The sequence below is a fragment of the Serratia sp. HRI genome, from assembly GCF_010119335.3.
GTDB lineage: Bacteria > Pseudomonadota > Gammaproteobacteria > Enterobacterales > Enterobacteriaceae > Serratia > Serratia nevei.
On record NZ_CP083690.1, the window covers coordinates 5,436,347 to 5,461,597 of the forward strand.

21 protein-coding genes and 3 pseudogenes are annotated in these 25,251 nt (G+C 61.6%); 14 read left to right on the forward strand and 10 right to left on the reverse strand.

Features of this window, described 5'->3' with window-relative positions; genetic code table 11:
- Nucleotides 1–9 precede the first annotated feature (9 nt).
- Nucleotides 10–2,148 carry a TonB-dependent siderophore receptor gene (locus GF111_RS26065; protein WP_370633536.1) on the reverse strand — a complete coding sequence of 713 codons (2,139 nt, stop codon included), beginning with the start codon at nt 2,146–2,148 and terminating at the stop codon, nt 10–12.
- Nucleotides 2,149–2,535: 387 nt separating this feature from the next.
- Between GF111_RS26065 and GF111_RS26070 the strand changes: the two genes are divergently transcribed.
- The 5 genes from GF111_RS26070 (at nt 2,536) to GF111_RS26090 (ending at nt 7,081) form a co-directional block, all read left to right on the forward strand.
- A complete protein-coding gene (locus GF111_RS26070; protein ID WP_038871539.1) occupies nt 2,536–3,978 on the forward strand; it encodes a diguanylate cyclase in 1,443 nt (480 codons plus the stop codon).
- A 105-nt stretch (nt 3,979–4,083) separates the two neighbouring features.
- Nucleotides 4,084–4,434, forward strand: a complete 351-nt coding sequence (locus GF111_RS26075) for a DUF1428 domain-containing protein (protein WP_038871540.1) — start codon at nt 4,084–4,086, stop codon at nt 4,432–4,434.
- 11 nt (nt 4,435–4,445) lie between these two features.
- Entirely contained in the window at nt 4,446–4,919 is a 474-nt protein-coding gene (locus tag GF111_RS26080) for a VOC family protein (RefSeq protein ID WP_038871542.1), read from the forward strand.
- 26 nt (nt 4,920–4,945) lie between these two features.
- Nucleotides 4,946–5,635 (forward strand): VIT family protein, encoded by a 690-nt coding sequence (locus GF111_RS26085; RefSeq protein ID WP_147191418.1) that lies wholly within the window; start codon nt 4,946–4,948, stop codon nt 5,633–5,635.
- Between the two features lie 108 nt (nt 5,636–5,743).
- Nucleotides 5,744–7,081 (forward strand): D-serine ammonia-lyase, encoded by a 1,338-nt coding sequence (locus GF111_RS26090; protein ID WP_102779975.1) that lies wholly within the window; start codon nt 5,744–5,746, stop codon nt 7,079–7,081.
- 48 nt (nt 7,082–7,129) lie between these two features.
- Here the strand turns inward: GF111_RS26090 and GF111_RS26095 are convergent, their stop codons facing one another.
- The 3 genes and pseudogenes from GF111_RS26095 to tet(41) all read right to left on the reverse strand — a co-directional run bounded on the left by GF111_RS26095 (nt 7,130) and on the right by tet(41) (nt 10,861).
- On the reverse strand, nt 7,130–8,566 hold the full coding sequence (locus GF111_RS26095; protein ID WP_102779976.1) for a 6-phospho-beta-glucosidase: 1,437 nt from the start codon (nt 8,564–8,566) through the stop codon (nt 7,130–7,132).
- Nucleotides 8,567–8,696: 130 nt separating this feature from the next.
- Nucleotides 8,697–9,431, reverse strand: a complete 735-nt coding sequence (locus GF111_RS26100) for a MurR/RpiR family transcriptional regulator (protein WP_102779977.1) — start codon at nt 9,429–9,431, stop codon at nt 8,697–8,699.
- Between the two features lie 256 nt (nt 9,432–9,687).
- Nucleotides 9,688–10,861, reverse strand: a pseudogene (gene tet(41) / locus GF111_RS26105) (tetracycline efflux MFS transporter Tet(41)).
- 64 nt (nt 10,862–10,925) lie between these two features.
- On the opposite strand from tet(41), the gene GF111_RS26110 reads away from it, so the two are divergent.
- From GF111_RS26110 to GF111_RS26130, 5 genes and pseudogenes are all read left to right on the forward strand, one after another.
- A complete protein-coding gene (locus GF111_RS26110; protein ID WP_224217785.1) occupies nt 10,926–11,099 on the forward strand; it encodes a hypothetical protein in 174 nt (57 codons plus the stop codon).
- 20 nt (nt 11,100–11,119) lie between these two features.
- Entirely contained in the window at nt 11,120–11,557 is a 438-nt protein-coding gene (locus tag GF111_RS26115; RefSeq protein ID WP_229704747.1) for a TetR/AcrR family transcriptional regulator C-terminal domain-containing protein, read from the forward strand.
- Nucleotides 11,558–11,577: 20 nt separating this feature from the next.
- Nucleotides 11,578–11,847 (forward strand): annotated as a pseudogene (locus GF111_RS26120) (xanthine dehydrogenase family protein molybdopterin-binding subunit); the annotation flags it as partial.
- Nucleotides 11,802–12,791: pseudogene (locus GF111_RS26125) on the forward strand (cytochrome c); the annotation flags it as partial. The pseudogenes GF111_RS26120 and GF111_RS26125, both read left to right, overlap by 46 nt.
- A gap of 68 nt (nt 12,792–12,859) precedes the next feature.
- The gene (locus tag GF111_RS26130; protein WP_038871554.1) at nt 12,860–13,465 is read left to right on the forward strand and encodes a nitroreductase family protein; all 606 of its coding nucleotides are present in this window, start codon (nt 12,860–12,862) and stop codon (nt 13,463–13,465) included.
- Between the two features lie 209 nt (nt 13,466–13,674).
- Here GF111_RS26130 and GF111_RS26135 read toward each other — a convergent pair whose 3' ends face one another.
- Together GF111_RS26135 and GF111_RS26140 are read right to left on the reverse strand one after the other, a co-directional pair.
- Nucleotides 13,675–14,247: a hypothetical protein gene (locus GF111_RS26135; RefSeq protein WP_055317251.1), complete on the reverse strand. Its 573-nt coding sequence runs from the start codon at nt 14,245–14,247 to the stop codon at nt 13,675–13,677.
- Nucleotides 14,248–14,380: 133 nt separating this feature from the next.
- On the reverse strand, nt 14,381–15,292 hold the full coding sequence (locus GF111_RS26140; RefSeq protein ID WP_055317252.1) for a DMT family transporter: 912 nt from the start codon (nt 15,290–15,292) through the stop codon (nt 14,381–14,383).
- A 129-nt stretch (nt 15,293–15,421) separates the two neighbouring features.
- Between GF111_RS26140 and GF111_RS26145 the strand changes: the two genes are divergently transcribed.
- Both GF111_RS26145 and GF111_RS26150 read left to right on the forward strand, forming a co-directional pair.
- Nucleotides 15,422–15,991: a helix-turn-helix domain-containing protein gene (locus tag GF111_RS26145; protein ID WP_047730677.1), complete on the forward strand. Its 570-nt coding sequence runs from the start codon at nt 15,422–15,424 to the stop codon at nt 15,989–15,991.
- A 123-nt stretch (nt 15,992–16,114) separates the two neighbouring features.
- Nucleotides 16,115–18,040, forward strand: a complete 1,926-nt coding sequence (locus GF111_RS26150) for a DUF3857 domain-containing protein (RefSeq protein WP_147191233.1) — start codon at nt 16,115–16,117, stop codon at nt 18,038–18,040.
- Nucleotides 18,041–18,078: 38 nt separating this feature from the next.
- On the opposite strand, the gene GF111_RS26155 is transcribed toward GF111_RS26150, so the two are convergent.
- Nucleotides 18,079–18,435, reverse strand: a complete 357-nt coding sequence (locus GF111_RS26155) for a DUF1937 family protein (RefSeq protein ID WP_047730679.1) — start codon at nt 18,433–18,435, stop codon at nt 18,079–18,081.
- Between the two features lie 28 nt (nt 18,436–18,463).
- Here GF111_RS26155 and GF111_RS26160 point away from each other — a divergent pair, with 28 nt between their 5' ends.
- Nucleotides 18,464–18,721 carry a hypothetical protein gene (locus GF111_RS26160; RefSeq protein ID WP_255606825.1) on the forward strand — a complete coding sequence of 86 codons (258 nt, stop codon included), beginning with the start codon at nt 18,464–18,466 and terminating at the stop codon, nt 18,719–18,721.
- 63 nt (nt 18,722–18,784) lie between these two features.
- Here the strand turns inward: GF111_RS26160 and GF111_RS26165 are convergent, their stop codons facing one another.
- From GF111_RS26165 to GF111_RS26175, 3 genes are all read right to left on the reverse strand, one after another.
- Nucleotides 18,785–21,082, reverse strand: a complete 2,298-nt coding sequence (locus GF111_RS26165; RefSeq protein WP_110611298.1) for an FdhF/YdeP family oxidoreductase — start codon at nt 21,080–21,082, stop codon at nt 18,785–18,787.
- Between the two features lie 203 nt (nt 21,083–21,285).
- Nucleotides 21,286–22,959 (reverse strand): gamma-glutamyltransferase, encoded by a 1,674-nt coding sequence (gene ggt, locus GF111_RS26170; RefSeq protein WP_110611168.1) that lies wholly within the window; start codon nt 22,957–22,959, stop codon nt 21,286–21,288.
- 161 nt (nt 22,960–23,120) lie between these two features.
- Nucleotides 23,121–23,984 (reverse strand): LysR substrate-binding domain-containing protein, encoded by an 864-nt coding sequence (locus GF111_RS26175; protein WP_038871573.1) that lies wholly within the window; start codon nt 23,982–23,984, stop codon nt 23,121–23,123.
- A 143-nt stretch (nt 23,985–24,127) separates the two neighbouring features.
- Between GF111_RS26175 and GF111_RS26180 the strand changes: the two genes are divergently transcribed.
- The gene (locus GF111_RS26180) at nt 24,128–25,249 is read left to right on the forward strand and encodes an agmatine/peptidylarginine deiminase (RefSeq protein WP_038871575.1); all 1,122 of its coding nucleotides are present in this window, start codon (nt 24,128–24,130) and stop codon (nt 25,247–25,249) included.
- Nucleotides 25,250–25,251 lie beyond the last annotated feature (2 nt).

Sequence of the window (25,251 nt, forward strand, 5' to 3'; positions counted from 1 at the left end):
GAGAGCGGCTTAAAAATCGACCGTCGCCTGGAGGCTGAGGCTGCGCGGTTCGCCTTCAATCACGCGCAGGTTACCGGCGCTGGAGGCATAGTATTCGCGGTTAAACAGGTTTTTCACATTCAGTTTCAGCTGGGTATGTTTGCCAAGCAGCTTGCTGTCCCAGGCGACAAAGGCATCCGCCACGGTATAGGCCGGCATGGTGAAACTGTTCTCCGGATCGCCGGCGCGGCGGCCGACATAGCGTGCGCCGCCGCCGACGCGCACCTCGCCGGGCACCACCGGCAGCGTCATGCGGTGGCTGAGATACAGGCCGCCCATGTTGGTCGGGGCGTTGACCAGCCGGTTGCCGACGTTGGTCGGGTTGAGGTTGTCTTCGACGATCTCGGTTTTGTCGTAGCTGTAGTTGGCGGTGAGATCCCAGTTGCGCGCCACTTCGCCGTTCAACTCCAGTTCGACGCCGGTGGAACGCGCTTTGGGAATGCTGCGGGTCACGCCGTTGATAAAGATCGACATATTGCTTTCATCGATACGATAGAGCGCCAGCGTGGCGTCGAACGCCGGGGCGATCTGCCATTTGCCGCCCACCTCATAGGTGGTGCCGGTTTCCGGCGTGGCGACGTTGCCGTTATCGTCGATGGCGGTGGACGGCGTGAAGGAACGGCTGTAGTTACCGTACAGAGACAGGTTCGGCGTCAGCTTATACACCAGCCCCGCCTGCGGCAAAAACTGATCGTCTTTGTCATTGAGCGCATTTTTCGGCTTCTGGAAACCGTTGCTGTTGTTCTGGTAATACGACTGATAGCGCGCGCCCAGCACCGCGATCCATTGATCGGTGAGATGAATGCTGTCCTTGGCGTACAGGGAACGGCTGAACAGCGTGGCGCGCAGGTTGCTTGACGCGTCGCTGTAGGTGGTGCTGTCGGTGACCGGCGTTTCGCCATACGCCGGATCGTACATGTTGAAGGTCTTCGAGACCTTGCCGCGGTAGGAATAGGCCTTGTAAGTCTGGTTCTTCTCGTAGTCCACGCCCAGCAGCAGATCGTGTTGCATGCCGAACACCTCCGGCGAACCGGTCAGATCCCAGGAATAATAATCGGTCTGGTGATTGAAGCCGCGGTTGGCGTCGGCGCGGCGCGAGACGATGCCGGTCGTGGTGTCGACCGCGGTGGCGCGCACTTCGTTGCTGTCGTAACGGCGCTGCAGCCAGGCGTAGTTGAGGCGGGTGGTCCAGATCGGATCCAGCGCATATTCATAATGGGCGTTCAGGCGTTTGTTCTTGCCCCAGGCGCGGTTGGCGTAGTCATCCAGCCGGCGGTTATAGGGCACGTCGACCGGTTTGCCGTCGATAAACGCGGTGCCGCGATCGTAAGGAATGTCGTACTTGTATTCGCTGTAGGCGATGTTAAAGGAAGCCTGGTCGCCGAACCAGCTGAGTGAAGGCGCGATCAGCGTGTGTTCGTCGCTGCCGAAGTTGCGCCAGTAATCCTCGTGCTGGCGCTCGGCGATCAGGCGAAAGGCGAAGCCGCCGCCCAGCGGGCCGGTCACATCGACGCTGCCGCTGCCGCCGCCGAAGCTGTTGGTGGCGCCGCTAATGCGGGTGTTCCAGTCATACTGCGGTTTTTTGCTGATCAGGTTGATGACGCCGCCGGGGCTGAGGATGCCATACAGCAGCGAAGCGGAACCTTTCAGGACCTCGACGCGATCGGTGGTGGCGTCCATGCTCAGCCCCTGGTTGCTGCGCACGCCGTCGATGAACACCGAACCGTCGGAGTTAACCCCAAAGCCGCGTTTGACGAAGCCATCCTCGGTGCCGCCGAGCGTGTTGCCCTGGGTGACGCCGCTGACGAATTTCATCGCGTCATTGACGCTTTTGACCTGGAAGTCGTCAATCACCTGCGAGGTAACGACGCTGACCGATTGCGGCAGTTCACCGATTGGCGCGGCGGTTTTGCTGCCGGTTGAGGCGGTATCGGCGCTATAGCTGCCGGCAGGCAGGGCGGTGGCGGTCACCGTGATGGCGTCTTCCTTTTTTGCGTCGGGCGCGGCGGCGATCGCCAGAGCGGGGAACAGGCCGGCAAGCAGGGGCAGCGTACGCAGAACGTGATTTTTATTTCTTTTATTGGGGTGGCGAAGAACTAACTGGTGCATATCATTCCATGGTGAATTATAAATAATAACGATTATCATTATAATTATTATTTACCTGGCTTGGATAGAGGGCAAAGGAGAGATCCGCGCATTGCCCGATTTTATTTTGTCATCAAAGAAAAAGACGGTGGTTTTAGCGGTAAAAATCCGACGAGTTGACCATAATGATCAAGACGGTCGGGATGCCTTGGCAGTTTCTGCGCCAGATGGGTGAGTATCGTCAATATATTGATACACAAATATATTTTTCCTTGATGAATAAACAGGTGTCCAGGCCGGCAAAACTGGCAATAATAGGCGGGTCGGCCGTTTATCTTCTCCTCATCGCCGACGGTTGTGACACGCAAAGACTGTCACCTTACGCTAGCGGAAGTCTCTGGATCCAAGATGCAAACCACCTCGTTGTCCGATACCCGGAAAATCTGGCCCGCGCTCATTATTTTTTTACTGGTGTTCACTCTGTGTCTGCTGGGCATCGTGAGCCGTCCCGGCAGCTTTCTGGCGCTATTCTGGCCGGCTAACGCCGTGCTGCTGGCCGTTTTGGTGCGCCGCCCGCAGTGGGCGACGCGCGCCGGCTGGGGAATGGCGGTGCTGGGCTACCTGGCGGCGGATCTGTTGACCGGCAGCGCGTTGGAGAAAGCGCTGCTGCTGAACGCCGCCAATCTGGCCGGCGTGGTGGTGGGCTATCTGCTGTTCATGCGGCTGTCGCCGCCGGCGCGCATGTTGCAACGCGGTGCGTCCAGCATGTATCTGTTCGGTATCTGCCTGGCCGCCGCCGCCGCTACCGGCTTGGTGGGGGCCGCTGCCTCGCAGTGGCTGTTCGGCAGGCCCTATTTGACCTCGCTGGCGCTGTGGTTCTCATCTGAATTCACCAACTACGTCACGCTGATGCCGTTCATTCTGGTGTTTCCCGCCGATTGGCGACATCGCCTGCGCGCGGCCTGCGCCATGTTGATACAGCGCAGCCAATGGCCGCAGGCGGGGGGGAAACTGGCGGTGTTGGCGCTGCTGGCGCTGGCGGCGGTCTGCAGCGTGCTGATCGGCGGCCCCGGCGCGGTGATCTTCCCGATGCCGGTGCTGCTGTGGCTGGCGATGTCCTTTTCGCTGTTCAGCACCATGATCGCGGTGCTGGTTTACGTGCTGTGGTGCCATCTGGCGATCGATTTCGGGTTGCTTAGCACCACGCTCGACATGAAGGTGCTGCAGAACGCGGTATCCATGCGCCTGGGCATCGCGCTGCTGGCGCTGGGGCCGATCGCCGTCGCCAGCATGAACTATGCGCGCAACGCGTTGTTGCGCACGCTGGAGCACGTGGCGAATCACGATGCGTTGACCCACGTGCTGACGCGCAATGCGTTTATGCAGCGCGGCGAGCGGGTGATCGATCAGAAAGGCGAGCTGGTGTGCGTCATGATGCTCGACATCGACTATTTCAAATCGATCAATGACCGTTTCGGCCACGCCGGTGGCGATCAGGCACTGATGGCGTTTACCCGTGCGATCGCCGCCGATCTGAACGTCAACGATCTGTTCGGCCGCATGGGCGGCGAAGAGTTTGCCATCGTCTCGACGCTCGGCCAGCCGCAGCAGGGGTTGCAGCTGGCCGAACGGCTGCGGCAACGCATTGAGGCGGAATCGATCACCATGCCGGCCGGCCATCCGCTGCAGATCACCGTCAGCATCGGCATGGTGACCTGCCCGGGCGGTTCCGGCCATAGCCTGGCCGACCTGCTCAAACTGGCGGATCTGGCGGTATACAAAGCGAAAAATGCCGGCCGTAACCGGGTCGCCACGCCGGAATCTTACCCGCCGAACGATCCGGACCGCTGAACTTCCGATCCGGGCCGCGCGCCCGCCGTCTAAACTGGTAGGGGGCACGGGCAACGTCCGCCCGTGCTGAACCGACTGTCCTTAATCAGACAAGAGGATACCAGGATGAAATACGTAGACGGGTTTGTGGTGGCGGTGCCGGCCGCCAACAAGGAGGCTTATCACCGGCTGGCGGCCGCTGCAGCGCCGTTGTTCAAAGAGTTTGGCGCCACGCGCATCGTGGAGTGTTGGGGCGATGACGTGCCCGACGGCAAACTCACCGACTTTCGCGGCGCGGTGAAGGCGCAGGAGGGCGAAGTGGTGGTGTTCAGCTGGATAGAGTACCCCTCCAAGGCGGTGCGCGATGCCGCCAACCAGAAAATGATGAACGATCCGCGCATGAAGGCGCTGGGTGAAATGCCGTTTGACGGCAAACGCATGATCTTTGGCGGGTTCGCGCCGATCCTCGATGCCTGAAGGAGGCGCCGATGGCCAGAATTACGCAACATCTGTGGTTTGAAAAAGACATGGAGGCGGCGCTGAATTGCTACGTCGCGCTGATCCCCGGTTCGTCCGTGAACTGGTTTTCCGTTCTGCCGGCGGATACGCCGAGCGGCCCGGCCGGCAGCGTGAAGCTGGCCTCCTTCACCTTGGGCGACCAGCGCTATGCGGCGATCGAGGCCGGGCCGTTGGATCCGTTCAATCACAGCTTTTCCGTGATGGTGGAATGCGACGATCAGGCGGAGGTTGACCGGCTGTGGGATGCGTTGAGCGAGGGCGGCGAAGCGGAACAGTGCGGCTGGCTGCGCGATCGCTGGGGGTTGTGCTGGCAGATCGTGCCGCGGCGCCTGACCGAGTTGATGAACGACCCCGACGCCGCGCGAGTGCGACGGGTCACGGAAGCGATGCTGCTGATGGGCAGAATCGACATCGCCGGCCTGGAAGCGGCGGCGCGGGGCTAGCGGAAAGAGAACGAGGGAGAGAAAGAATGCATCGAGAGCGGCACAGTATTGAACGCATCGGCTGGCTGCGGGCGGCGGTGCTCGGCGCCAACGACGGCATCGTCTCAACGGCCAGCCTGCTGCTGGGCGTGGCGGCGGCCAGCGCCTCGCATTCCGCGCTGATGATCGCCGGCGTCGCCGGGTGGGTGGCGGGCGCGATGTCGATGGCCACCGGCGAGTACGTGTCGGTGTCGTCGCAGGCGGACACCGAAAAGGCCGCGCTGGCCGAGGAACAGGCGGAGCTGCTCGAAGACTATCCGGGGGAGTTCCGCGAACTGACGTCTATCTACGTGCATCGCGGGCTGGATCCGGCGCTGGCCCGGCAGGTAGCGGAAAAGCTGATGGCGCATGATGCGCTGGAGGCCCACGCGCGCGACGAACTGGGCATTTCCGCCGCCACGCGCGCCCGGCCGCTGCAAGCCGCGTTGGCATCGGCCCTCAGTTTCTCTCTCGGCGCGCTGTTGCCGCTGCTGGTGGCGCTGTGGCTGCCGGTTGCCTGGACACGGCCGGCGCTGGTGGCATCGGCGCTGATTTCCCTCGGCATTCTCGGCGGCATCGCTGCGAAAACCGGCGGTGCGCCGATCTTGCCGGGCGTGGCGCGTATCCTGATCTGGAGCGCCCTGGCGATGGCGGTTTCCTCCGGCGTCGGCATGCTGTTTGGCGTCGCGGCCGGCTAGCGCCGCGCTTGCATCAATCTGCTGCACCTCAAGTTCAGTATTTATCATTTGTCAGCCGCCGGCGTTCACGGCATGGTGACGGCAACGCCAAATCAGTCAGGGACATTTATGCAAAAATCACAGATTCAACCGTGGGTTGCGCAGCATCCGCTGTTGCAACGAATGGTCGCCCTCGAGCCTATCACCTGGTTCAATCCGCGTGCGACAACGCTGGCCGCAGGCTTGCCCCATGTCGGCCTGACCGCCGCCGACGTCGCCGCAGCGGAGCAGCGCCTGGCGCGCTTCGCGCCTTATCTCGCCGCGGCCTTTCCCGAAACCCAGCCCACTGGGGGGATCATCGAATCCGAGCTGGTGGCGATCCCCGCCATGCAGCAGGCGTTGGATCGGCGCTATGGGCTGCAACTTGGCGGGAAGCTGCTGCTGAAAAAGGACAGCCATCTGCCGATCTCCGGCTCAATCAAGGCGCGCGGCGGCATCTACGAGGTGCTGACGCACGCGGAAACGCTGGCGCTGGAGGCGGGGCTGCTGCAGACCGGCGACGACTATACCCGGCTGTTTTCCGACGAGTTTCGTCAGTTCTTCAGCCAGTACCGCATCGCCGTCGGATCGACCGGCAATCTGGGATTATCCATCGGCATCATCAGCGCCCGGCTGGGGTTTGACGTCAGCGTGCACATGTCGGCGGATGCGCGGGCGTGGAAGAAGCAAAAGCTGCGCGAAAACGGCGTCACGGTGGTGGAGTACGCCGAAGATTACGGCGTGGCGGTCGAGCAGGGGCGCAAGCAGGCGGCGAACGATCCGCGTTGTTTCTTTATCGACGATGAAAACTCGCAAACTCTGTTCCTCGGCTACGCGGTGGCCGGCGGCCGCCTGAAGCGGCAGTTCGCCGAGCAGGGCATCGTGGTGGACGCGCAGCACCCGCTGTTCGTGTATCTGCCGTGCGGCGTCGGCGGCGGGCCGGGCGGCGTGGCGTTTGGCCTCAAGCTGGCGTTCGGCGATCACGTTCACTGTATTTTCGCCGAACCGACCCATTCGCCCTGCATGCTGCTCGGCGTCTACAGCGGGCTGCATGACGGCATTGCGGTGCAAGATCTCGGCATCGACAACCGCACCGCGGCGGACGGGCTGGCGGTGGGGCGCGCCTCCGGCTTTGTCGGCCGGGCGATGGAGCGCCTGCTGAGCGCGTTTTACACCCTGAGCGATGAAGAGATGTTTGCGCTGCTCGGGCTGTTGGACAAGCACGAGCATCTTCAGCTGGAGCCGTCCGCGCTGGCCGGCATGGCCGGGCCGTGGCGCGTTGCAGCCCATGCGAAGGCGCTCAGCGAGCAAGGCATCAGCGCCGAGAGTCTGGCGCAGGCGACGCACCTGGTATGGGCGACCGGTGGCGGCATGGTGCCGCCGGCGGAAATGGCGAAGTATCTCGCCGCCGGGCAGGCGGCGGAATAAGGCGCAGTAAAAAGGGGCGAAAATCGCCCCTGATTGCCTGCCGTGCGGTTACAGCTGTTCGCCGTTGCTGGCGATCACCCGGCGGTACCAGTCGAAGCTCTTCTTGCGTGAACGCTCGAGCGTGCCGGTGCCGTCGTCATGCTTGTCGACGTAGATGAAGCCGTAGCGTTTGCTGTACTCGCCGGTGGTGAACGATACGCAGTCGATGCAGCCCCACGGCGTATAGCCGATCAGGTCTACGCCGTCTTCAATCACCGCTTTCTTCATCTCTTCGATATGGGCGCGCAGATAGTCGATGCGATAGTCATCGTTGATCCGGCCGTCCGCTTCCACCTTGTCGAAGGCACCGAAGCCGTTCTCCACGATAAACAGCGGCTTCTGGTAGCGTTCATACAGCACGTTCAGCGAATAGCGCAGCCCGACCGGATCGATCTGCCAGCCCCAGTCGGAGGCTTTGACGTGCGGGTTAGGCACGTTGCCCGGGAAGCCGAACATGCCGTCACTGCCGTCCACCGCGTTAGCCTGCAGGGTGTTGCTCATGTAATAGCTGAAGCCGATGTAGTCGGTGCAGCCCTCGCGCAGGATCTGCGCGTCCTGCGGCTGCATCTCGATCTTCAGCCCTCTGCGTTCCCAATCGCGCAGCAGGTAGCTTGGGTAGTAGCCGCGCATCTGCACGTCGGTATACAGATAGCGTTGGTGCATCGCCTCGACGGCGTACATCACGTCGTCCGGCTTGCAGGAATACGGGTAGAACGGCACGCAGGCCAGCATGCAGCCGATCTTGAATTCCGGGTTGATCTGATGGCCGAGTTTGACCACCTGCGCGCTGGCGACGAACTGGTGGTGCAGCACCTGGTACAGCGCCTGTTCCGGATTGTCTTCCTGGGTGTAGTCCACGCCGGAGCAGCAGTAGCCGAACAGCGGATAGCGGTAGTTGCTCTGGTTATTGATCTCGTTGAAGGTCATCCAGTACTTCACTTTTTCGCGGTAGCGGCGCATCACCACCTCGCTGAAACGCACGAAGAACTCCACCACCCGGCGATTTTTCCAGCCGCCGTAGGCCTTCACCAGATGGTAAGGCATTTCGAAGTGGGACAGGGTGATCACCGGCTGGATGCCGTATTTCAGCAGTTCGTCGAACAGATCGTCGTAAAACTGCAGGCCGGCCTCGTTCGGCGTCGCTTCGTCGCCGTTCGGGAAGATGCGCGTCCAGGCGATCGAGGTGCGGAAGCATTTGAAGCCCATCTCGGCGAACAGCGCCACGTCCTGCTTATAGCGGCCGTAGAAATCCACCGCTTCGTGGTTAGGGTAGCGATAGCCGTCGAGCACGCCGTCGGTCATCACGCGATCCACGCCGTGCGAGCCGCCGGACAGCACGTCGGCGATGCTGGGCCCTTTGCCGCCCCGATCCCAACCGCCTTCAACCTGGTGCGCGGCGACCGCGCCCCCCCACAGAAAATCCTTCGGCAACTGTTTCATCGTCAATGTCTCATCGGTTTATTTAATGAAGGGTAATAACGCTGCATTGGGAATAGAGTAGCAAGACCGAAAGAAATGTCACGATATAACAAATCACCGTGGAAAGTGATTTGTCACAATAAAAAAACAGCCTGTTTTATTTTGCCGAATTAATATGCCCGAGCCGTTTACCGATGGTTTCAATAATGTAAAGTACGGGGATCTGCGTGGTGATATTGTGATGCCCGCCGATCAAATGCTGCGGAACGTGGTAGGAGAGGTTGAAGTCCGCCAGCCGCGCCAGCGAAGAGGTTTCGTTGTTGGTGATGCTGATGATCTTGCAGTGGTGCAGGCTGAACTGGCTGGCCAGCCGCAGGATCTCTTCGGTTTCGCCGGTGACCGACAGTATGATCGCCACCGCGTTTTTATACATGTTGCTGTTGACGGGATAATAAGGATCGTCGATGTGGGTGCTGAATTTCCCGACGTTGGAAAAGAAACGCGCGCCATATTTCCCCAACGCGCCTGAGGTGCTGATACCGACGAAAATAATCCGCTCGGCGGCGGCGATATGGTGCACCGCCTGATCGATCAGCTGATTAAACTCTTCGTTGCTGACGCTTTTAAAAAAACTGAGGATTTCGCCGATGCCGGAATCGGCCGGCGGCGCATCGGTTTGTTCCAGGTACAGCTTGAAACGGATGCGAAATTCCGAATAGCCGTCACAGCCCATTTTCTTGCAAAACCGCAGCACGGTGGTGGTGGACACGCCGGCGGCCTCGGCCAGCTCGCGGATGGTCATGTACATCACTTGATTCTTGTGTTTGCTGACGTAGGTATAAACCATCAGCTCCAGGGCGTTGAGCTCGGCGATTGCTTTATGGGTAAACATGAGTCGGTCCGGCGGCTGAAAACGGGAAGCTTATCTGCGGGTTAACATAGCAAAATTCACCGCCGCTGGCACTGCCGGGCAAAAAGAAAAGCCGCACCAGTCAGGCGCGGCCCAGGGTTCACGACGAACAAATAAAGCAAAACGTTCCGGAAGACATGCCATGAAAACGCGTTTCATCACACCGGGTTAGCATAGGTCAGCTTACTCCGGCGGCAAAATGCCGGTTTCTGCTTTCTAAAGTGAAAGAACGGCAAAGTTATGGCGCCGCATCCCTGGCGCGTGAGCGTGCCAGCAGCGGCGGCACCACCAGGTACAGGGCGGCGGCCAACGCCCACACCAGGCCGGGCCAGACATCGCGCGTGGCGGCATACAGCGCTGTCGCCACCAGCGGCCCCGCGACGCCGATCAGGCTGCCCATGCTGGCGAGCGTCCCTTGCAGCTCGCCCTGATGATCGTCGTCCACCTTGTGCGCCATCAGCGCCTGCAGCGCGGGCAACGCCATGCCGCCCGCAGCGAAAAACGGCAGCAGGGCGAACGGCACCCAGCCGCGCGTGGCGACAGACAACAGCGCCAGGCCCACGGCGTCGGCGGCCAGGCCGATCAGCAGCGCCTTGCGCTCGCCAAGCCGCGCGACCAGCGGGCCGATGGCAAAGGCCTGCGACAGCGCGTGGCAGGTGCCGTAGCCGGCCAGCGACAGGCCCGCCACCATCATGCTCCAGCCGAAACGATCCTGACCGTATAAAATCCACAGCGTGGCCGGCGCCTGCGAAACCAGCGCCATAACCAGATAAATGCCGGCCAGCGGTAGCAGGCCAGGCTTGCCGTGCAGCCGGCGCAATGACGAGAAGGGATTAAGGCGAATTTTCTCGGCGGCGCGGGGGCGGGATTTACGCGATTCGGGCAGCAGGAAAAACGCCATCACCAGGTTGAGGGTATTCATCATCGCCGCCGCCAGGAAGGGCGCATGCAGATGCCATTCGCCCAGCGATCCGCGGCCCGACGATAAAGCCGACGCCGAACACCGCGCCCACCAGGCCGAAACGCCGCGCGCGCTGGCCGGCGGGGGTAATATCGGTGACGTAAGCGGTGGCGACCGCCATGTTGGCGCCGGTGATGCCCGCCAGCAACCGCCCCAGATAGAGCCAGGCCAGCGTCGGCGCGAACGCCATCAGCAGGTAGTCGGCCGCCGCGCCGGCGAGCGAAATCAACAGCACCGGCCGCCGCCCGAAACGATCGCTCAGCGCGCCGAGGATCGGCGAAAACAGAAATTGCATCAACGCATAGGCCGCCAGCAGGGCGCCGTAATGCACGCTGCCGGCATCGAGACCGCCCAGCGAGCGCAACAGCGCCGGCAGAATAGGCATGATCAGACCGATGCCCACCGCATCCAGCAACACCGTCAACAAAATAACCAGCATGGGTTTTTTCAAAATTGTGACTCTAACAGTGATAGAGTATGGAGTATTCCACAGTTACCCTATCAGTGATAGAGAGATGAGCGAAAAAAATACTACGGCGCGTTTAACGCGTGAAACCGTCCTGCGCGGGGCGCTGGCGTTACTGGATGACATCGGCATCGACGCCCTGAGCACCCGTCGCCTGGCGCAGCATCTGGGCGTGCAATCCCCACGCTCTATTGGCACTTCAAAAACAAGGCCGAGCTGCTGAAGGCGATGGCGGAAACCATCATGTTGGACCACCGCGAAGAGGTGCCCGCCGACATCCCCTGGCAGGCCTGGGTGACCGCCAATGCGATCAATTTCCGCCGCGCGTTGCTGGCTTACCGCGACGGGGCGCGCCTGCACGCCGGCACCCGGCCGCAGGAACCGCAATTCGCCATTATCGAGGCCAAGGTGGCGCTGCTGTGCCGGGCGGGCTTTACGCCGGAACACGCCGTTAATCTACTGTTCGCCGTCGGGCGTTTCGTGGTGGGTTGGGTGCTGGAAGAGCAGCAAATGCAGCCCGACGATGCGCTGAACGAAGCCGATCGCCGGCGCTACCCGCTGCTGTGTGGAGGCTGGGAAAAGCTGCAGGACAAGGGGGCAGACGCGCTGTTCGAAGCCGGCCTCCGGCTGTTGGTCGACGGCGCCGAGGCCGCGTTGGCGAACGCCAATAATCACGGTTAGCAATCATAAAACCGGGCTTATCTATACCGCAATACGAGTATCCGCACATGCGGGTGATCTGCCAGGACGCCGCGCCGATCGTGCGGGCTTCGTGGATGCGCGGCGTTTCGGCGCTGCCCAACGTGTTCGCCCATGAGTCCTGGATCGACGAGCTGGCCTGGCGCGCCGGTGAGGATCCGATCGCGTTTCGTTTGCGCTATCTGAACGATCCGCGTGCGGTGGCCTTGATTGAAGCCCTGAAACGGCAGGCGAACTGGCAAGACGGCCCGGCGTCGATCGCCAGGGCCGCTACCTTTACCCGGCGTTTCCCTATACCGCCTTTACCCGCACCCGCGACGACGATCTGCAGGCGCTGTACGCCTACCTGATGTCGCAGCCGCCGGTCAACTCCCGGCCGCCGGCCACCGATCTGCACTTTCCGTTCAATATCCGCCAGGGCATCTTCGCCTGGAACCTGCTGTTCCTGACGCCGGGCGCGATGCAGGAAGACCCGGCCCAAAGCGCCGCCTGGAACCGCGGCGCTTATCTGGCCGAAGGGCTGGGGCACTGCAGCGCCTGCCACTCGCCGCGCAACGCGCTGTTCGGCGAGAAAACCGGTAGCGACCACCTGGCCGGCGGCGTGGCGGAAGGCTGGACGGCGCCGGCGTTGACCGGCCGCTCGCCTGCGCCACTCGATTGGACGCAGCAGGATCTGGTCGATTTCATGCGTACCGGCTACTCAGCCAACCACGGCGTGGCCGCCAGCCCGATGGCGCCGGTGATCGAAGAAGGGTTGTTCCGCTTGCCGCAGGCCGATCTGCAGGCAATCGCCGTCTATCTGCGCAGCTATCATCCTGAAACGGCGGCGGGCGCGACGGCGGCCGCGTTGAACGCTCAGGCGGAACGGCAGGTGGAGCCCCTGAGCTCGCAAGGCGAGCGGCTGTTTTCCGGCGCCTGCATGGCTTGCCACGCGCAGGAAAAAGGCGCGCAGATGGCAGGAGTGCGGCCGTCTCTGGCGCTGAACACCAACCTGTTTGCCGAGGCGCCGGACAACGCCATTCGCGTGGTGCTGGATGGCATACAGCGGCCGGCGAACGCCGAGCTGGGCTATATGCCGGGCTTCCGCCATAACCTGGATGACGCGCAGATCGCCATCCTGCTCAACTACCTGCGGCAGCACTACGCCGGTCAGGCGCCGTGGCCCGATCTGGCGGCGCAGGTCGGCCGCCTGCGCGCCGAAACCGCGCAGAAATAGCCGCAGGGACTGGACAGGCACGCCGCGTTGGCGACAATAGGACCTTTCACATGGACAGAGGCAGTAAAATGAATACGTTAGATGCAATCCGCCAGCGCCGCGCCACCAAGCAGTTCGATACGCAGCACGTGATGACGCTCGAAGAGAAAAAAGCGTTGCTGACTATCGCGCTGCAGGGCGCACCCAGCGCTTTTAACCTGCAGCACTGGCGCCCGCTGCTGATCGAAGATCGCGCCCAGCGCGAGAAAATTCGCGAGGCGGCGTGGGGGCAGGCGCAGGTGACCGACGCATCGATGCTGGTCGTGCTGTGCGGCGATCTGTCGAGCTGGGAGTCACAGGTAAAAAACGTTTGGGCCGAGGCGGCAGAGCCGGTACAGCAGTTCATGATCCCGGCCGTCGATCAGTATTATCGCGGTAAGCCGCAGGTGCAGCGCGACGAAGTGATGCGCAGCAGCGGCATCTTCGCCCAGACGCTGATGCTGGCGGCCAAGGCGCAGGGCTACGACTCTTGCCCGATGGACGGGTTTGATTTCGACGCCGTGGGCGAAATCATCAACAAACCGGCGCACTATCAGATCGCGCTGATGGTCGCCATCGGTAAGGCGGCGGGGCAACCTTATCCGCGCATCGGCAAACTGCCGTTCGACGACGTGGTAAAAACCGACCGTTTCTGATCTGAACGGTGAATGACAAAAGGGAAGGCTTGCGCCTTCCCTTATTTTTCTGCGACGCACAGTTCGTTCCAGTAGCTGAAACGGATGCGCCGTTGCAGGCGGTGATGCCACATAGAACACTCCTTCTACCCTACACGGTTTAAATAAATAGCACCGCGCCGGGCGCAAGACGAATGCCTTATTGTGCATAGCTTGCCCGCCGGATGGGATTAGCGGTATTTATTGACGTTGGCCACGGCGGAATCTAAAGACGTTACCTTATATTTCCAATAGGTTATTTTATTGGCCTGCGCTGCGCCCACCGCACCGAAATAGGTTTGCCACGCCGTGGCGCTGGTCAACAAATCGCTAAACATCTGCGCCAGGTCGGTCACGCTCCAGACGGTACGATAGCCTTTCACCGCAGAAGGCGCCGGCGGCGTATGCTGAACATAGCCACCAACCGAATACCGGTTCTCGTAGGCCATAAATACGGTGTAGACCCGTCCGTGCGGCGCCGTATGCTGGTACCAGGGGATCACCACAAAATGGTGGACGGGCGGGCCAATCATGAAATGCCAAACGGCGGTTTCCGAGTTCGCCCCAGAGAACCCCAGCGCGATATTGATATTCTTTTGCATGTCACGGTTATTTTCGATCGCGGTTCCGGCCCCGCTATCGTCCTGCGTTTTGCCATAAACGGCCCGGCTCATTTGGGCGGGGACGCCAGGGCAATTATTTATTGCCATCAGATAATTATTGCTGACGATGGCATTGATTAATGTCTCACCGGTATTGCTCATATTGATATTTTCTCCACACGCAAGGTAAATATTCTAATTATTTTCATGCTTAATAATTAGAATGGATTAAATAGGCTGAGTGGCGGCATCGATAATAAGGTTAGACAAAAAAGACTTTGGCATTCGTTTATGCTCACTTATTTTTCTGTCTCACGACGGCAGGCTCGGCTGCTGCTGAGATTGAATGGCGTTTGTAAAACATCATGCCCGCCGCGGCGCCCAGGATCGCCAGCGAGCCCAGCAGCTGCAGCAGGCTGAGGCGGTGGCCGAACACCGCCCAGTCCACCACGATCGCCACCGCCGGGTAGATGAACGACAGGGCGCCGACCAGGGCAGTGGGGATCTTCTGAATGGCGCCATACAGCAGCGTGGACATCAAACCGGTATGCACCAGGCCGAGGGTTGCCAGCAGCAGCCAGTCTATGGGGGCCGCAGGCGGCGTAGCCAGGCCGGCGAACGGCGCCAGCGCCAACGTGCCGACGGTCAGCTGAATCAACACGATCAGCTGCGGCGGCAGCGCGGCCAGTTGTTTGACGATCGCCGCCGCAATGGCGTACATCAGGGCTGCGCCCAGCGCCAGCGCCACGCCAAGCAGGTAGCCATCGCCGCTGCCGCCGTTTTGCCGGCCGGCGACGATCAACACCATCCCCGCGAACGCCAGTAGAAGCCAGCCCAGCCGATCAGCCGTCAGTTTTTCGCCGAACAGCAGCGCCCCCAGCGCCACCAACATGAACGGCTGAACGTGGTAGGTGACGGTAGCGACAGCGATCGAAGCATGCTTATAGGCGGCAAACAGCAGCGTCCAATTGAGCACCAGGGCGATCCCTCCCAGAATGGCGAAGGCCAGCTGGCGGCGGTTGATCGCGCCCTGTTTCAACTGACCGAGTGCGGTGCAGGTCGCCAGCATGGCCAGCGCGCCGAACGCGCAGCGCCAAAACACCACCGTCGCAGGCGGCTGCCCCAAAACGAGCACCGGCCACCCCACGGTGCCGGAGATGGTCATGGCGAGGATCATTTGCACTGCACCGCGCGTTTTCGTTTTCATGTTGTTTCCTTCGTTGCCTGGCCGTACTTGTGGTGAAGCGGCTTAATCATTAAAATGAACAATCGAACATTATGATGAACATGAACACGAGCGTTCGTCAAGTCGAACAAATGGATGGTATAGCGAACAATGAGTGACGATCGGATGCAGAACATCACGCCTATCGGCCTGCTGTCGGCGGCAATCCGCCGCGAGCGGGAGCGGTTGAACCTGTCGGTGACCGAACTGGCGAAGCGTGCGGGCATCGCCAAATCCACGCTGTCGCAGCTGGAAGCCGGCAGCGGCAATCCCAGCCTGGAAACGCTGTGGGCGCTGGCGATGGCGCTGGACGTGCCGGTCAGCCGGCTGATTTCACAGCCGAGCAGGCAGGTGCAAGTGATCCGCGCCCATGAAGGCACGCCGGCGCTGTCGGAGCAGGGCAACTACGCCGCCACGCTGCTGGCCACCTGCCCACCGGGGGCGCAGCGCGACATTTACCGGCTGCGGGTGCAGCCCGGCGAAGCTAAACTTTCCCGGCCGCATCCCCCCGGCACCGTCGAGCATGTGATTATCAGCAGCGGGCGAGCACGCCTCGGGCCGGCGGACCAGCCGCTGGAGCTGAGCGCCGGCGATTACATCAGCTACTCCGCCGATCGCGAGCACGTTTTCGAGGCGCTGGAACCGGAGACCACCGCCGTAATGCTGATCGAACAGGGCTAGCCCCGGCGTTGAAGGTCCGTTTATTGAAAATGATTCTCAATTATATTAGTGTGCCCGCCTGTTTTGACGCCGGGACGGGCGCGTAGCCCGGCATCGCCGTTTATTGCCCTTCAAGGACCGAAGATGAAAATCGCTATTCCTTCACTGCTGTTATTCGCCGGTTTGACGGCAACGCACCCGGCCACCGTGTTGGCCGTTGCACCGCCCGCCGCGGCGGATCAGGGCCAGAACGACACGGCCAACAATGATTTCAGCTTCGTACGCTATCGCGCGGATTACCGCGTCAACGCCAACGCCACCAACGTGAAGACGGAAAGCTACGAAGTGTTGCTGAAGACCAAGGCGGCGGTCGAGAAATTCAGCCAGATCCGCCTGAGCTACAGCGAAAAAATGGAAACGCTGGAGGTGGTCGCCGCCTACACGCTGACCGCCGACGGCCAGCGCCACGACGTGGCGCCCGATCGCATCTATACCCAGGAAAGCTACTCCAGCGCCACGGCGCCGCTGTATGCAGACCGCAAAGTGCGCGTCATCGTGTTCTCCAACCTGGCGCCGGGATCGCGCGTGGTGTATGAGCTGCGCCGCACGCAAAACACCCCGTATTTCCCCGACTATTTCGGCCTGTGGGAGACGTTCAGCGTTTTCGATCAGTTCGACGACGCCGAAGTGACGCTGCAGGCACCGGCCAAGCTGCCGATGCATATCTTCACGCGCGGCGTGGAAGGCGGGGACCAGCCGCAGATCCGCGACGGGCAGGCGCACTGGCGCTGGCATTATTCGCGCAGCGCGCCGATGAAATCACAAAACTGGGCGGCGGACAGCTGGACCTTCAGCCCGACCATCATGGCCAGCACCTACCGCGAGTGGCCGCAGTTGGCCAAGGCCTACCAGCTGAAGGCCGGCGCGGCGGCGCAGGTGACGCCGGGCATCCAGGCGCTGGCGGACAACATCACCGCCGGCATCAGCGATCGGCGCGAGCAGGCGGAGGCCCTCTATCGCTGGGTGGCGCAAAACATTCGCTACGTGGCGGTGTATCTTGGCAACGGTGGGCTGGAGCCGAATTCGGCGCAGAGCATTCTCGACAACCACTACGGCGACTGTAAGGACCACGTGGTGATCCTGGAGGCGCTGCTCGCTGCCAAAGGCATTGCAAGCTCGCCGGTGCTGATCGGCATGGACGAAGGCCCGATACTGCCTAAGGTGCCGCTGCTCAGCCGCTTTAACCACGCCATCACCTACGTGCCGGAGTTCAAACTGTACCTGGATTCCACCAATCCGTGGGCGCGGTTCGGGCAACTGCCGGAAGGCGACCTGGGGGCGCCGGTGCTGCTGACGCGCGACGCCAAACTGGCGCGTACGCCGGGCAGTGACGAGCAGCCGGTCAAGAGCGCGCTGAGCGTCGATTTCGTGTTCGACAAAGCGGGCAATCTGCACGGGCAAACCGAGCGTCGGCTGAGCGAAGTGGAAGAGATTGACCTGCGGGGCTACTTCTCGCAGATCAACCGGCAGAACCGGGCGCAGGCCGAAGCGTCGATCATGTCCGCCTCCGGCATCGACGGCAGCGGCGAGGTGGCGATGAACAGCGATCCGCTGGATCTCAAAAAACAGTTCGGTTACCGCTTCCGCTTCAAGGCGGACGACTACGTCGATTTCGGCGTAGTGGGCGGCATGACGCTGCCGAATCCGCCCGGCGGCAAATCGTTCCGCACGCTGTATACCACCACGGCGGCGCCGAGCAACGAAACGCCGTTCTACTGCAGCGCACAGCGCTACGACGAAACCTACCGTCTGCAGCTGCCGGCTAACGTGCCGATCATCGCCATTCCGCAAGACAGACAGTTCCGCAATGCGGCGGGCGACTATCGCGTAGCGTGGCGACGCGACGGGCAACAGGTGATCGTCAATCATCAGCTGCAGGTGAACGCCATTCGCGGCAAGGAAGCGCTGTGCCAGGCGCAGGATTACCCGGCGTTCCGCGAGCTGTTCCAGCAGGTGCGGCGCGGTTTCCGCGGCCAGGTGGTGTACGGCGAATTGGCCAACGGAAAATAAGCTGCTGCCCCGTCGCGTTAAGCGGCGGGGCGCAGGCCTCAATTGAACTCGCCCGCAACCTCGGACCACAGGCTGACGCGGCAGCCGCGCGCGGCGAAAGAGTCCATCTCGCGCTTGATGCCGCTGCTCTCTTGCCAACCCGGCAAGTCGAGCACGATCAACTCATCCATCGCCGCCATGAACAGGGCGTCGATCGGCGCCCACAACTTGCCGATGGCGGTTTTGTCGAGTTCTTGCAAACACAGGTTGATCGGATGCGACATGCTGACCTGGCTAAAAACGGCGCTGCCGGCGCGCACGATAGCGGCGGCGACCTCGTTGCAGGCGATAAAGCGTTGCTGCACGACGTTGGCGTCGGCGTGGCTGTAGGGGCAGGCCAAAAATATCTTTCTCATTACCGTTTGCTCTCTCGCCGATTACGCCATCATCGGCGCCGGCGCGGTCAACGTGCAGACCGGCGTAATGGATCAGAACGTCAATGAAGCGGCCATCGCGCGCAAAATGATTGCGCAGAGCCGCAAATGCATCGTGCTGGCGGACGAAAACAAGCTGCGCGGACATGCGATGACGTTGGTGGCCAAATGGCCCGAAGTCGATTATCTGGTGACCTCCGACAGCGGCAACGCGTTGGAAGGGCTGATTTTCCCGGCCAACGTCAATGTGTTGGTGGCACAGGTATAAAGGGTTATGAGAAGCCTTTCTCCGGGCCGAGCAACCCGGAGAAGGCCTCCAAACCGCTTTCCTCTAGGCGATGTTGACCTCGCGCACCTCTTTGGATCTCAGCGTTACGCGGATCGGCACCGATTTGTACGAAGGCGTGCCGCTTTCCTCATCGATGTAATGCAGCGGCACCAGCACGTTGGCCTCCGGATAGTAGGCGCCGACCGAACCGGCTGAAATGTTGTAGGCGATCACCGTGATGCCCTCCAGGCGTTGAGTGCAGCCGGGCAGCGCCGTTTCCAGATCGACCACGTCGCCATGCTCCAGCCCCAAACGTTGCAGATCGCTGTCATTCATGAACAAGACGTCGCGCCGGCCGAAGACCCCGCGATAGCGATCGTCCAGAGCATAGATGGTGGTGTTGTACTGATCGTGGCTGCGCAGCGTGATGAGCCGCAGCGTGTCTTTGTCTGCCGTTGTCTCGTCCTCATGCAGCCCGCTGAATACGGAAAACATCGCCTTGCCCGTCGCCGTCGGCCACTGGCGCTCAGTCGGCGGCAGCGGCATGCGGAAACCGCCGGGTTGACGAATGCGCGCGTTGTAATCGTCGAAGCCGGGGATGGTTTTTTCGATCAAATCGCGGATCACGTCGTAATCTTCGATCAGTTCATCCCAGGGCACCTTGCTGGCGGGCATCACCGCTTTGGCCATGCCGGCCACAATGGCGGGTTCCGAACGCAACAGCTCCGACGCCGGTTTGAGTTTGCCGGACGAGGCGTGAACCATCGACATCGAATCCTCCACCGTCACCGATTGCCGTCCGCCGGCCTGCAGATCCAGCTCGGTACGCCCCAGGCAGGGCAGAATGAGGGTTTGTTTCGCCACCAACAGATGACTGCGGTTGAGTTTGGTGCCGATATGCACGCTTAATTCCAGCGCTTTCATCGCCGGGAAACTCTGCTCGGGGTCCGGCAGCGCCACGGCGAAGTTGCCGCCCAGGCAGATCAACGCCTTCGAGGCGCCGTCGATCATCGCCTGCATGCATTTCACGGCATCATGCCCGTGGGCTTTGGGCGGGGTGAAGCCAAACACCGTTTCCAGCTTCGCCAAAAAATCGGCCGAGGGTTTTTCGGTGATGCCGACGGTGCGGTTGCCCTGCACGTTGGAATGGCCGCGCAGCGGGCAGATGCCGGCGCCCGGTTTGCCGATGTTGCCGCGCAACAGCAGCAGATCGGCGATCAGGCGCACGTTGGCGGTGCCTTTGTTGTGCTGCGTAATGCCCATGCCGTAGGTCACGATGGTGGCGTTGGATTTCGCGTAAGCGGCGGCGACCTGTTCCAGATCCCGGCGCGCCAGGCCGCTCTCCGCCTCAATCGCATCCCAACCGGTGGTCTTCAGATCGGCGGCAAAATCCGCAAAACCTTCCGTGTGCTCGGCAATAAAGGCGTGGTCCAGCGCATTGCCATGTTCGTCATCCAACTGCAGCAGCGCTTTGGCGATGCCTTTGAGCGCCGCGGCGTCGCCGCCGGCTTTGACCTGATAGTAGGTGGAGGCGATAGGGGTCGAACTGTAGGTCGCCATTTCGATGACGTTTTGCGGATCGGTGAAACGCTCGAGCGCCCGCTCGCGCAGCGGATTGAACACGATAATCGGCACTTTTTTGCGCGCCAATTCATGCAGCGTGCCCATCATGCGCGGGTGATTGGTGCCCGGATTGTGCCCGATGGAGATAATCAGCTCCGCGCTGTCAAAGTCATCCAGCGACACGGTGCCTTTGCCGATGCCGATCGACTGCGGCAGGCCTACGCTGGTCGGCTCATGGCACATATTGGAACAGTCGGGGAAGTTATTGCTGCCAAATTCCCGCGCAAACAGCTGGAACAGATAGGCCGCCTCATTGGACGCGCGGCCGGAAGTATAAAACTCCACCTGCTCCGGCAGCAGCGTCTGCAAAACGGCGGCGATGCGTTGAAACGCCTCATCCCAAGCCAGCGGGCGCAGCGTGTCGGTCCCGGCGTCATAGAACAGGGGCGTGGTCAGGCGACCATAGTCCTCCAGTTCATAGTCGGTTTTCCGCAGCAGTGAGGTCACGGTATTTTGCGCCAGGAATTCGGCCGTCACGCGTTTGCTGGTCGCTTCCCAGGTCACGGCTTTGGCGCCGTTTTCGCAAAACTGGAAGGTGGATCGATGTTCTTTATCCGGCCATGCGCATCCCGGGCAATCAAACCCGTCGGGCTGATTGGTGCGCATCAGCGTTACCGGCGCCTCCAGGGTATCCATCTGTGTGCGCACGGCGATGGCCGTCGCTTTCAGCGCGCCCCAACCGCCGGCGGGCCCATCGTAGGGATGAACCCCGGGAACTGCTCGTCTTTTCGCCATTATTGATTGCCTCCGACACCGCTTACGATAAATACAGGTGATTGATTTACTATGAATATTATCCTTATCGTCCAAGGCGGACCGCAGGCGCCGCCGTCGTTGAACGCAGGCCTGTCGATTCAGTATAGATGAGTAAAAAAGGAGACAGCGGCCATCTGTGCGGGGAGAGCGGCGGCCCGTTTAACCGGAGGTGGGCCGCCGGAGGGTTACTTTTTCACCACCAGCCCCACGCCGCGGCCGCGCGGATCGGACGCGGTTTCCGGCGTGCGGCCATCGATGCGGATAGCCTGAATGTCCCCCATGTTCCAGCCCTGATCTTCGAGGGTGTAGCCCATGGCTTTCAGCTCTTCCGCCGGTTTGCCGGTCAGCGGCGCAAAGCTGTCATAGTACAGGGTGTCCTTCGGCAACAGCTGATGGTGCACACGCTGGGCGGCCACCGCCTGCGCCAGCGGCAAATGGTAATCGTAGAGGTTGTTGATCACCTGGAAGATCGACGTGAAGATGCGCGATCCGCCCGGCGTGCCGATCACCAGGCTGACTTCGCCGTCGCGGGTGATGATGGTCGGGCTCATCGAGGAGAGCATGCGCTTGCCCGGCTCGATGGCGTTGGCGTCGCTGCCCACCACGCCGAAGGCATTGGCGACGCCGGGTTTGGCGCTGAAGTCGTCCATCTCGTCGTTGAGCAGGAAGCCGGCACCTTTGACCACCACGCCGCTGCCGAAGTCCCAGTTGAGCGTATAGGTGTTGCTGACCGCGTTGCCGGCGGCATCGACGATCGAGAAGTGGGTGGTTTGGTGGGTTTCCAGCCCCGGCCGCACCTGTTCGGTCGGCGAGATCGCCGTCGGGTTGATTTCTGCGGCGCGTTTTTGCAGGTAGTCGGGGGCGATCAGCTGCGCTTCCGGCACTTGAGTGAAATCCGGGTCGCCGAGGTAGTCGGCGCGATCGGCGAACACGCGCTTTTCGATTTCCGCCAGCAGGTGGATATAGCGCGCCGAGTTCAGCGGCACGCCCTTGAAGTCGGCGGCGCGATCTTCTTTTATCCCCAGCAGCTGCGCCAGCGCAATGCTGCCGGAGCTGGGCAGAGGGGCGGTATACACGGTGTTGCCGCGCCAGCTGATGCGCATCGGCTCACGCCATTTCACCCGATAGTCGGCCAAATCCGCCGCGCCGATCAGCCCGTTGTCGCGCTGCATTTGCGCCACCAGCAGGCGCGCGGTTTCGCCGTGATAAAAATCGTCGGCGCCCGACTTCGCAATGCGCTCGAGGGTGGCGGCCAGCTCCGGCTGTTTGAACACCGTGCCGGGCTTCATGGCGCCGAAATAGTCGCCAAAGTTGGTTTTACCGGCGAACAGCTTGTTGGCGTCTTCACGGTACTGATACTGCTGATCCGCCACGGTGAAACCTTGCCGGGCGTAGCCGATCGCCGGCGTCAGCAGTTCGGCCCACGGCAGCTTGCCGAAGCGCTTGTGGGCTTCCCACAGCCCCAGCACGGTGCCCGGCACGCCGGCGGCGCGGCTGCCCACCAGGCTGAGATTTTCGATCACTTCGCCTTTCTCGTTCAGGTACAGGGTTTTGCTGGCGGCCTTGGGGGCCACTTCGCGGTAGTCGAGGAAATAGGGTTTGCCGTCGATATACAGCGTCATAAAGCCGCCGCCGCCGATATTGCCGGCTTCAGGGTAGGTGACCGCCAGGGTAAAGGCGGTGGCGACCGCCGCATCGACCGCGTTGCCGCCGGCCTGCAGAATGTGCGCGGCGACTTTTGCGCCATACTGATCCGGGGCAGCGACCGCGCCAGCGGTCAGATCGGCGGCAAAGGCGGTGGGAACGGTGCAGGCCAGGGCCACGCTCAGAGCTATCGTTTTCAATAAACCGGCAGACATAGAAGATCCTTTTAGCGATTTTCAATTATCAGGTGAATTCAACTAATTATTTTGAAACAGCAGGTTAGCGCGTTTTCTTCGGGCTGTTGCGGCGCTTTATTGAAGGTAGCAGCGGTCAGGCGGGGCCGCCTGACCAGAGTAGCGAATCGTGACGTGGCGCGTTATGCACCGGCGGGCAACGCCGACTGCAGCCATTGGCAGAAGTGCCGGGTGAGCGGGTTGTGTTCGCTGTCGCGGTGTAGCAGCCACGCCCAGTTGGCGCCGCGCACGCGTTGCTCGGTTAACGGTTGCAGCAGCCCGGCGTCGCGCGCTTGCTGCGCCAGCAGTTGGCTGACCAACGCGACGCCCAGCCCCTGGCAGGCGGCGTCCAGCAGCAGACCGGGATCGGAGAAGTTCAGCCCGCTGTCGCGCTGGCCGACGTGCGCGCCGCCCGCCACCGTCCAGTGGCTCCAGTCCATCTCCCGTTCGCCGTGCAGGGTCATGCGCTGCTCCGCCGCTAGCGCCAGCAGGCTGGGGTGGCAGGCGGGATAGAGCCGGTCGCTGCAGAGCACGTTAAAGGTGCAGTCCGCCTGCGCGCTGAGATCGTCGCGGATCGCCAGATCGATACTGTCCGTCGCCATATTCGGCGGTTCAAAACTGGTGAACAGCCACAGGTCGACCTGCGGATGCTGCCGATTGAAGTCGCCCAGCCGCGGCATCAGCCAGTGCCGGGCGAAAGCCGGAGTGGTGTTGACGATCAGCTGATTGGGTTTGCGGTACTGATCCAAACGGCGAATGCCGACCGCCAGCTGTTGCAGCATCACCTGTGCGGTGCTGAACAAATCGTGGCCGGCGTCGGTCAGCGTTACGCTGCGGCCGGTGCGGAAGAACAGCGGCTGTTCCAAAAATGCCTCGAGGCTGCGGATCTGCTGGCTGATGGCCGACTGGGTCAGGTGCAATTCTTCGGCGGCCTGATGAAAACTGCCCAGGCGCGCCGCCGCTTCGAAACCGCGCAGTGCGCTCAAGGGGGGCCAGTGTTTTAACATTATCGATAAGCCTGTCTAATCAGATATCCACTAAATATATCGTTTGTCGCGGTGGCAGGGGAAGACTAGCATAAGATTCAACCGCATAACCGTGAATTATTCGGTTAACTTTTTGAATTATAAATGATTAAAAGAGGTCTTTAATGTCAACTCGCCGCGTGTTTATTAAACAGCTTTCCGCCGTCGCCGGAGTCGGTCTGACGGCCTCGCTGGGTGTTTCGTTACACGGTCACGCAGAAGCTGCGCTTAATCCGGCCTGGCGGATGCCCGACGAAGGGGAACCGCAGCAGCGGGCATTTCTCGCCTTCGGCGCGCAGCGGGCTATCTGGGGCGAATTCACGGCGGATGTGCAGGCGGCGCAGGGCCGTATCGCCCGTGCCATCGCCGAGTTTCAGCCGGTGACGGTATTTTGCCGCGAGCGTGAACGGCAATTGGCCGAGGCCACCTGCGGCAGTCACAATGTCAGCTATGTCGTCACCGAGCTGGATGACATCTGGGTGCGCGACTTCGGCGCCAATTTCGTCGTCAACGGCGCCGGCGAACTCGGGGCGGTGGATTTCAACTTCAACGGCTGGGGCAATAAACAGCGGCATGCCAAAGATGCGCGCCTGGCGGCGTTTGCCGCCAACCGCTACGGTGCCGCCCAACTGCGTCGCAGCGCACTGATAGGCGAAGGCGGCGGTATCGAAGTGGACGGGCACGGCACCGGCATCATGACCGAAAGCAGCTGGGTGAATGCGAACCGTAATCCAGGCTGGAGCCGGGACCGGGTGGAGCAGGAGCTGAAAGCGATGCTCGGCCTGCGCAAAATTATCTGGCTGCCGGGCATTAAAGGCCGGGACATCACCGACGCCCACGTCGATTTTTACGCCCGCTTCGTGCGGCCGGGTGTGGTGGTGGCCAATCTGGACACCGATCCGGACTCTTATGACCATGCAGTTACCCAGCAACATCTGGCGATCCTCAAGGCGGCGACTGACGCCGACGGCCGCCGGCTGCAGGTGCATACGCTTTCGCCGCCGCTGGCGCCGCGCGACAGCCGATTCAGCCGCAACAACCCGGATTTTGCGGCGGGCTACATCAACTATTTCGTCATCAACGGAGCGGTGATCGCCCCGGAGTTTGGCGACCCGCAGGCGGACCGGGCGGCGCTTGAGCTGCTGACGGCGCTCTATCCGCAGCGCAAGGTGGTGCAGCTGGAGATCGACGCTATCGCAGCCGGCGGCGGCGGCATTCACTGCGCGACCAACCAGCTGCCGGTGTAAGG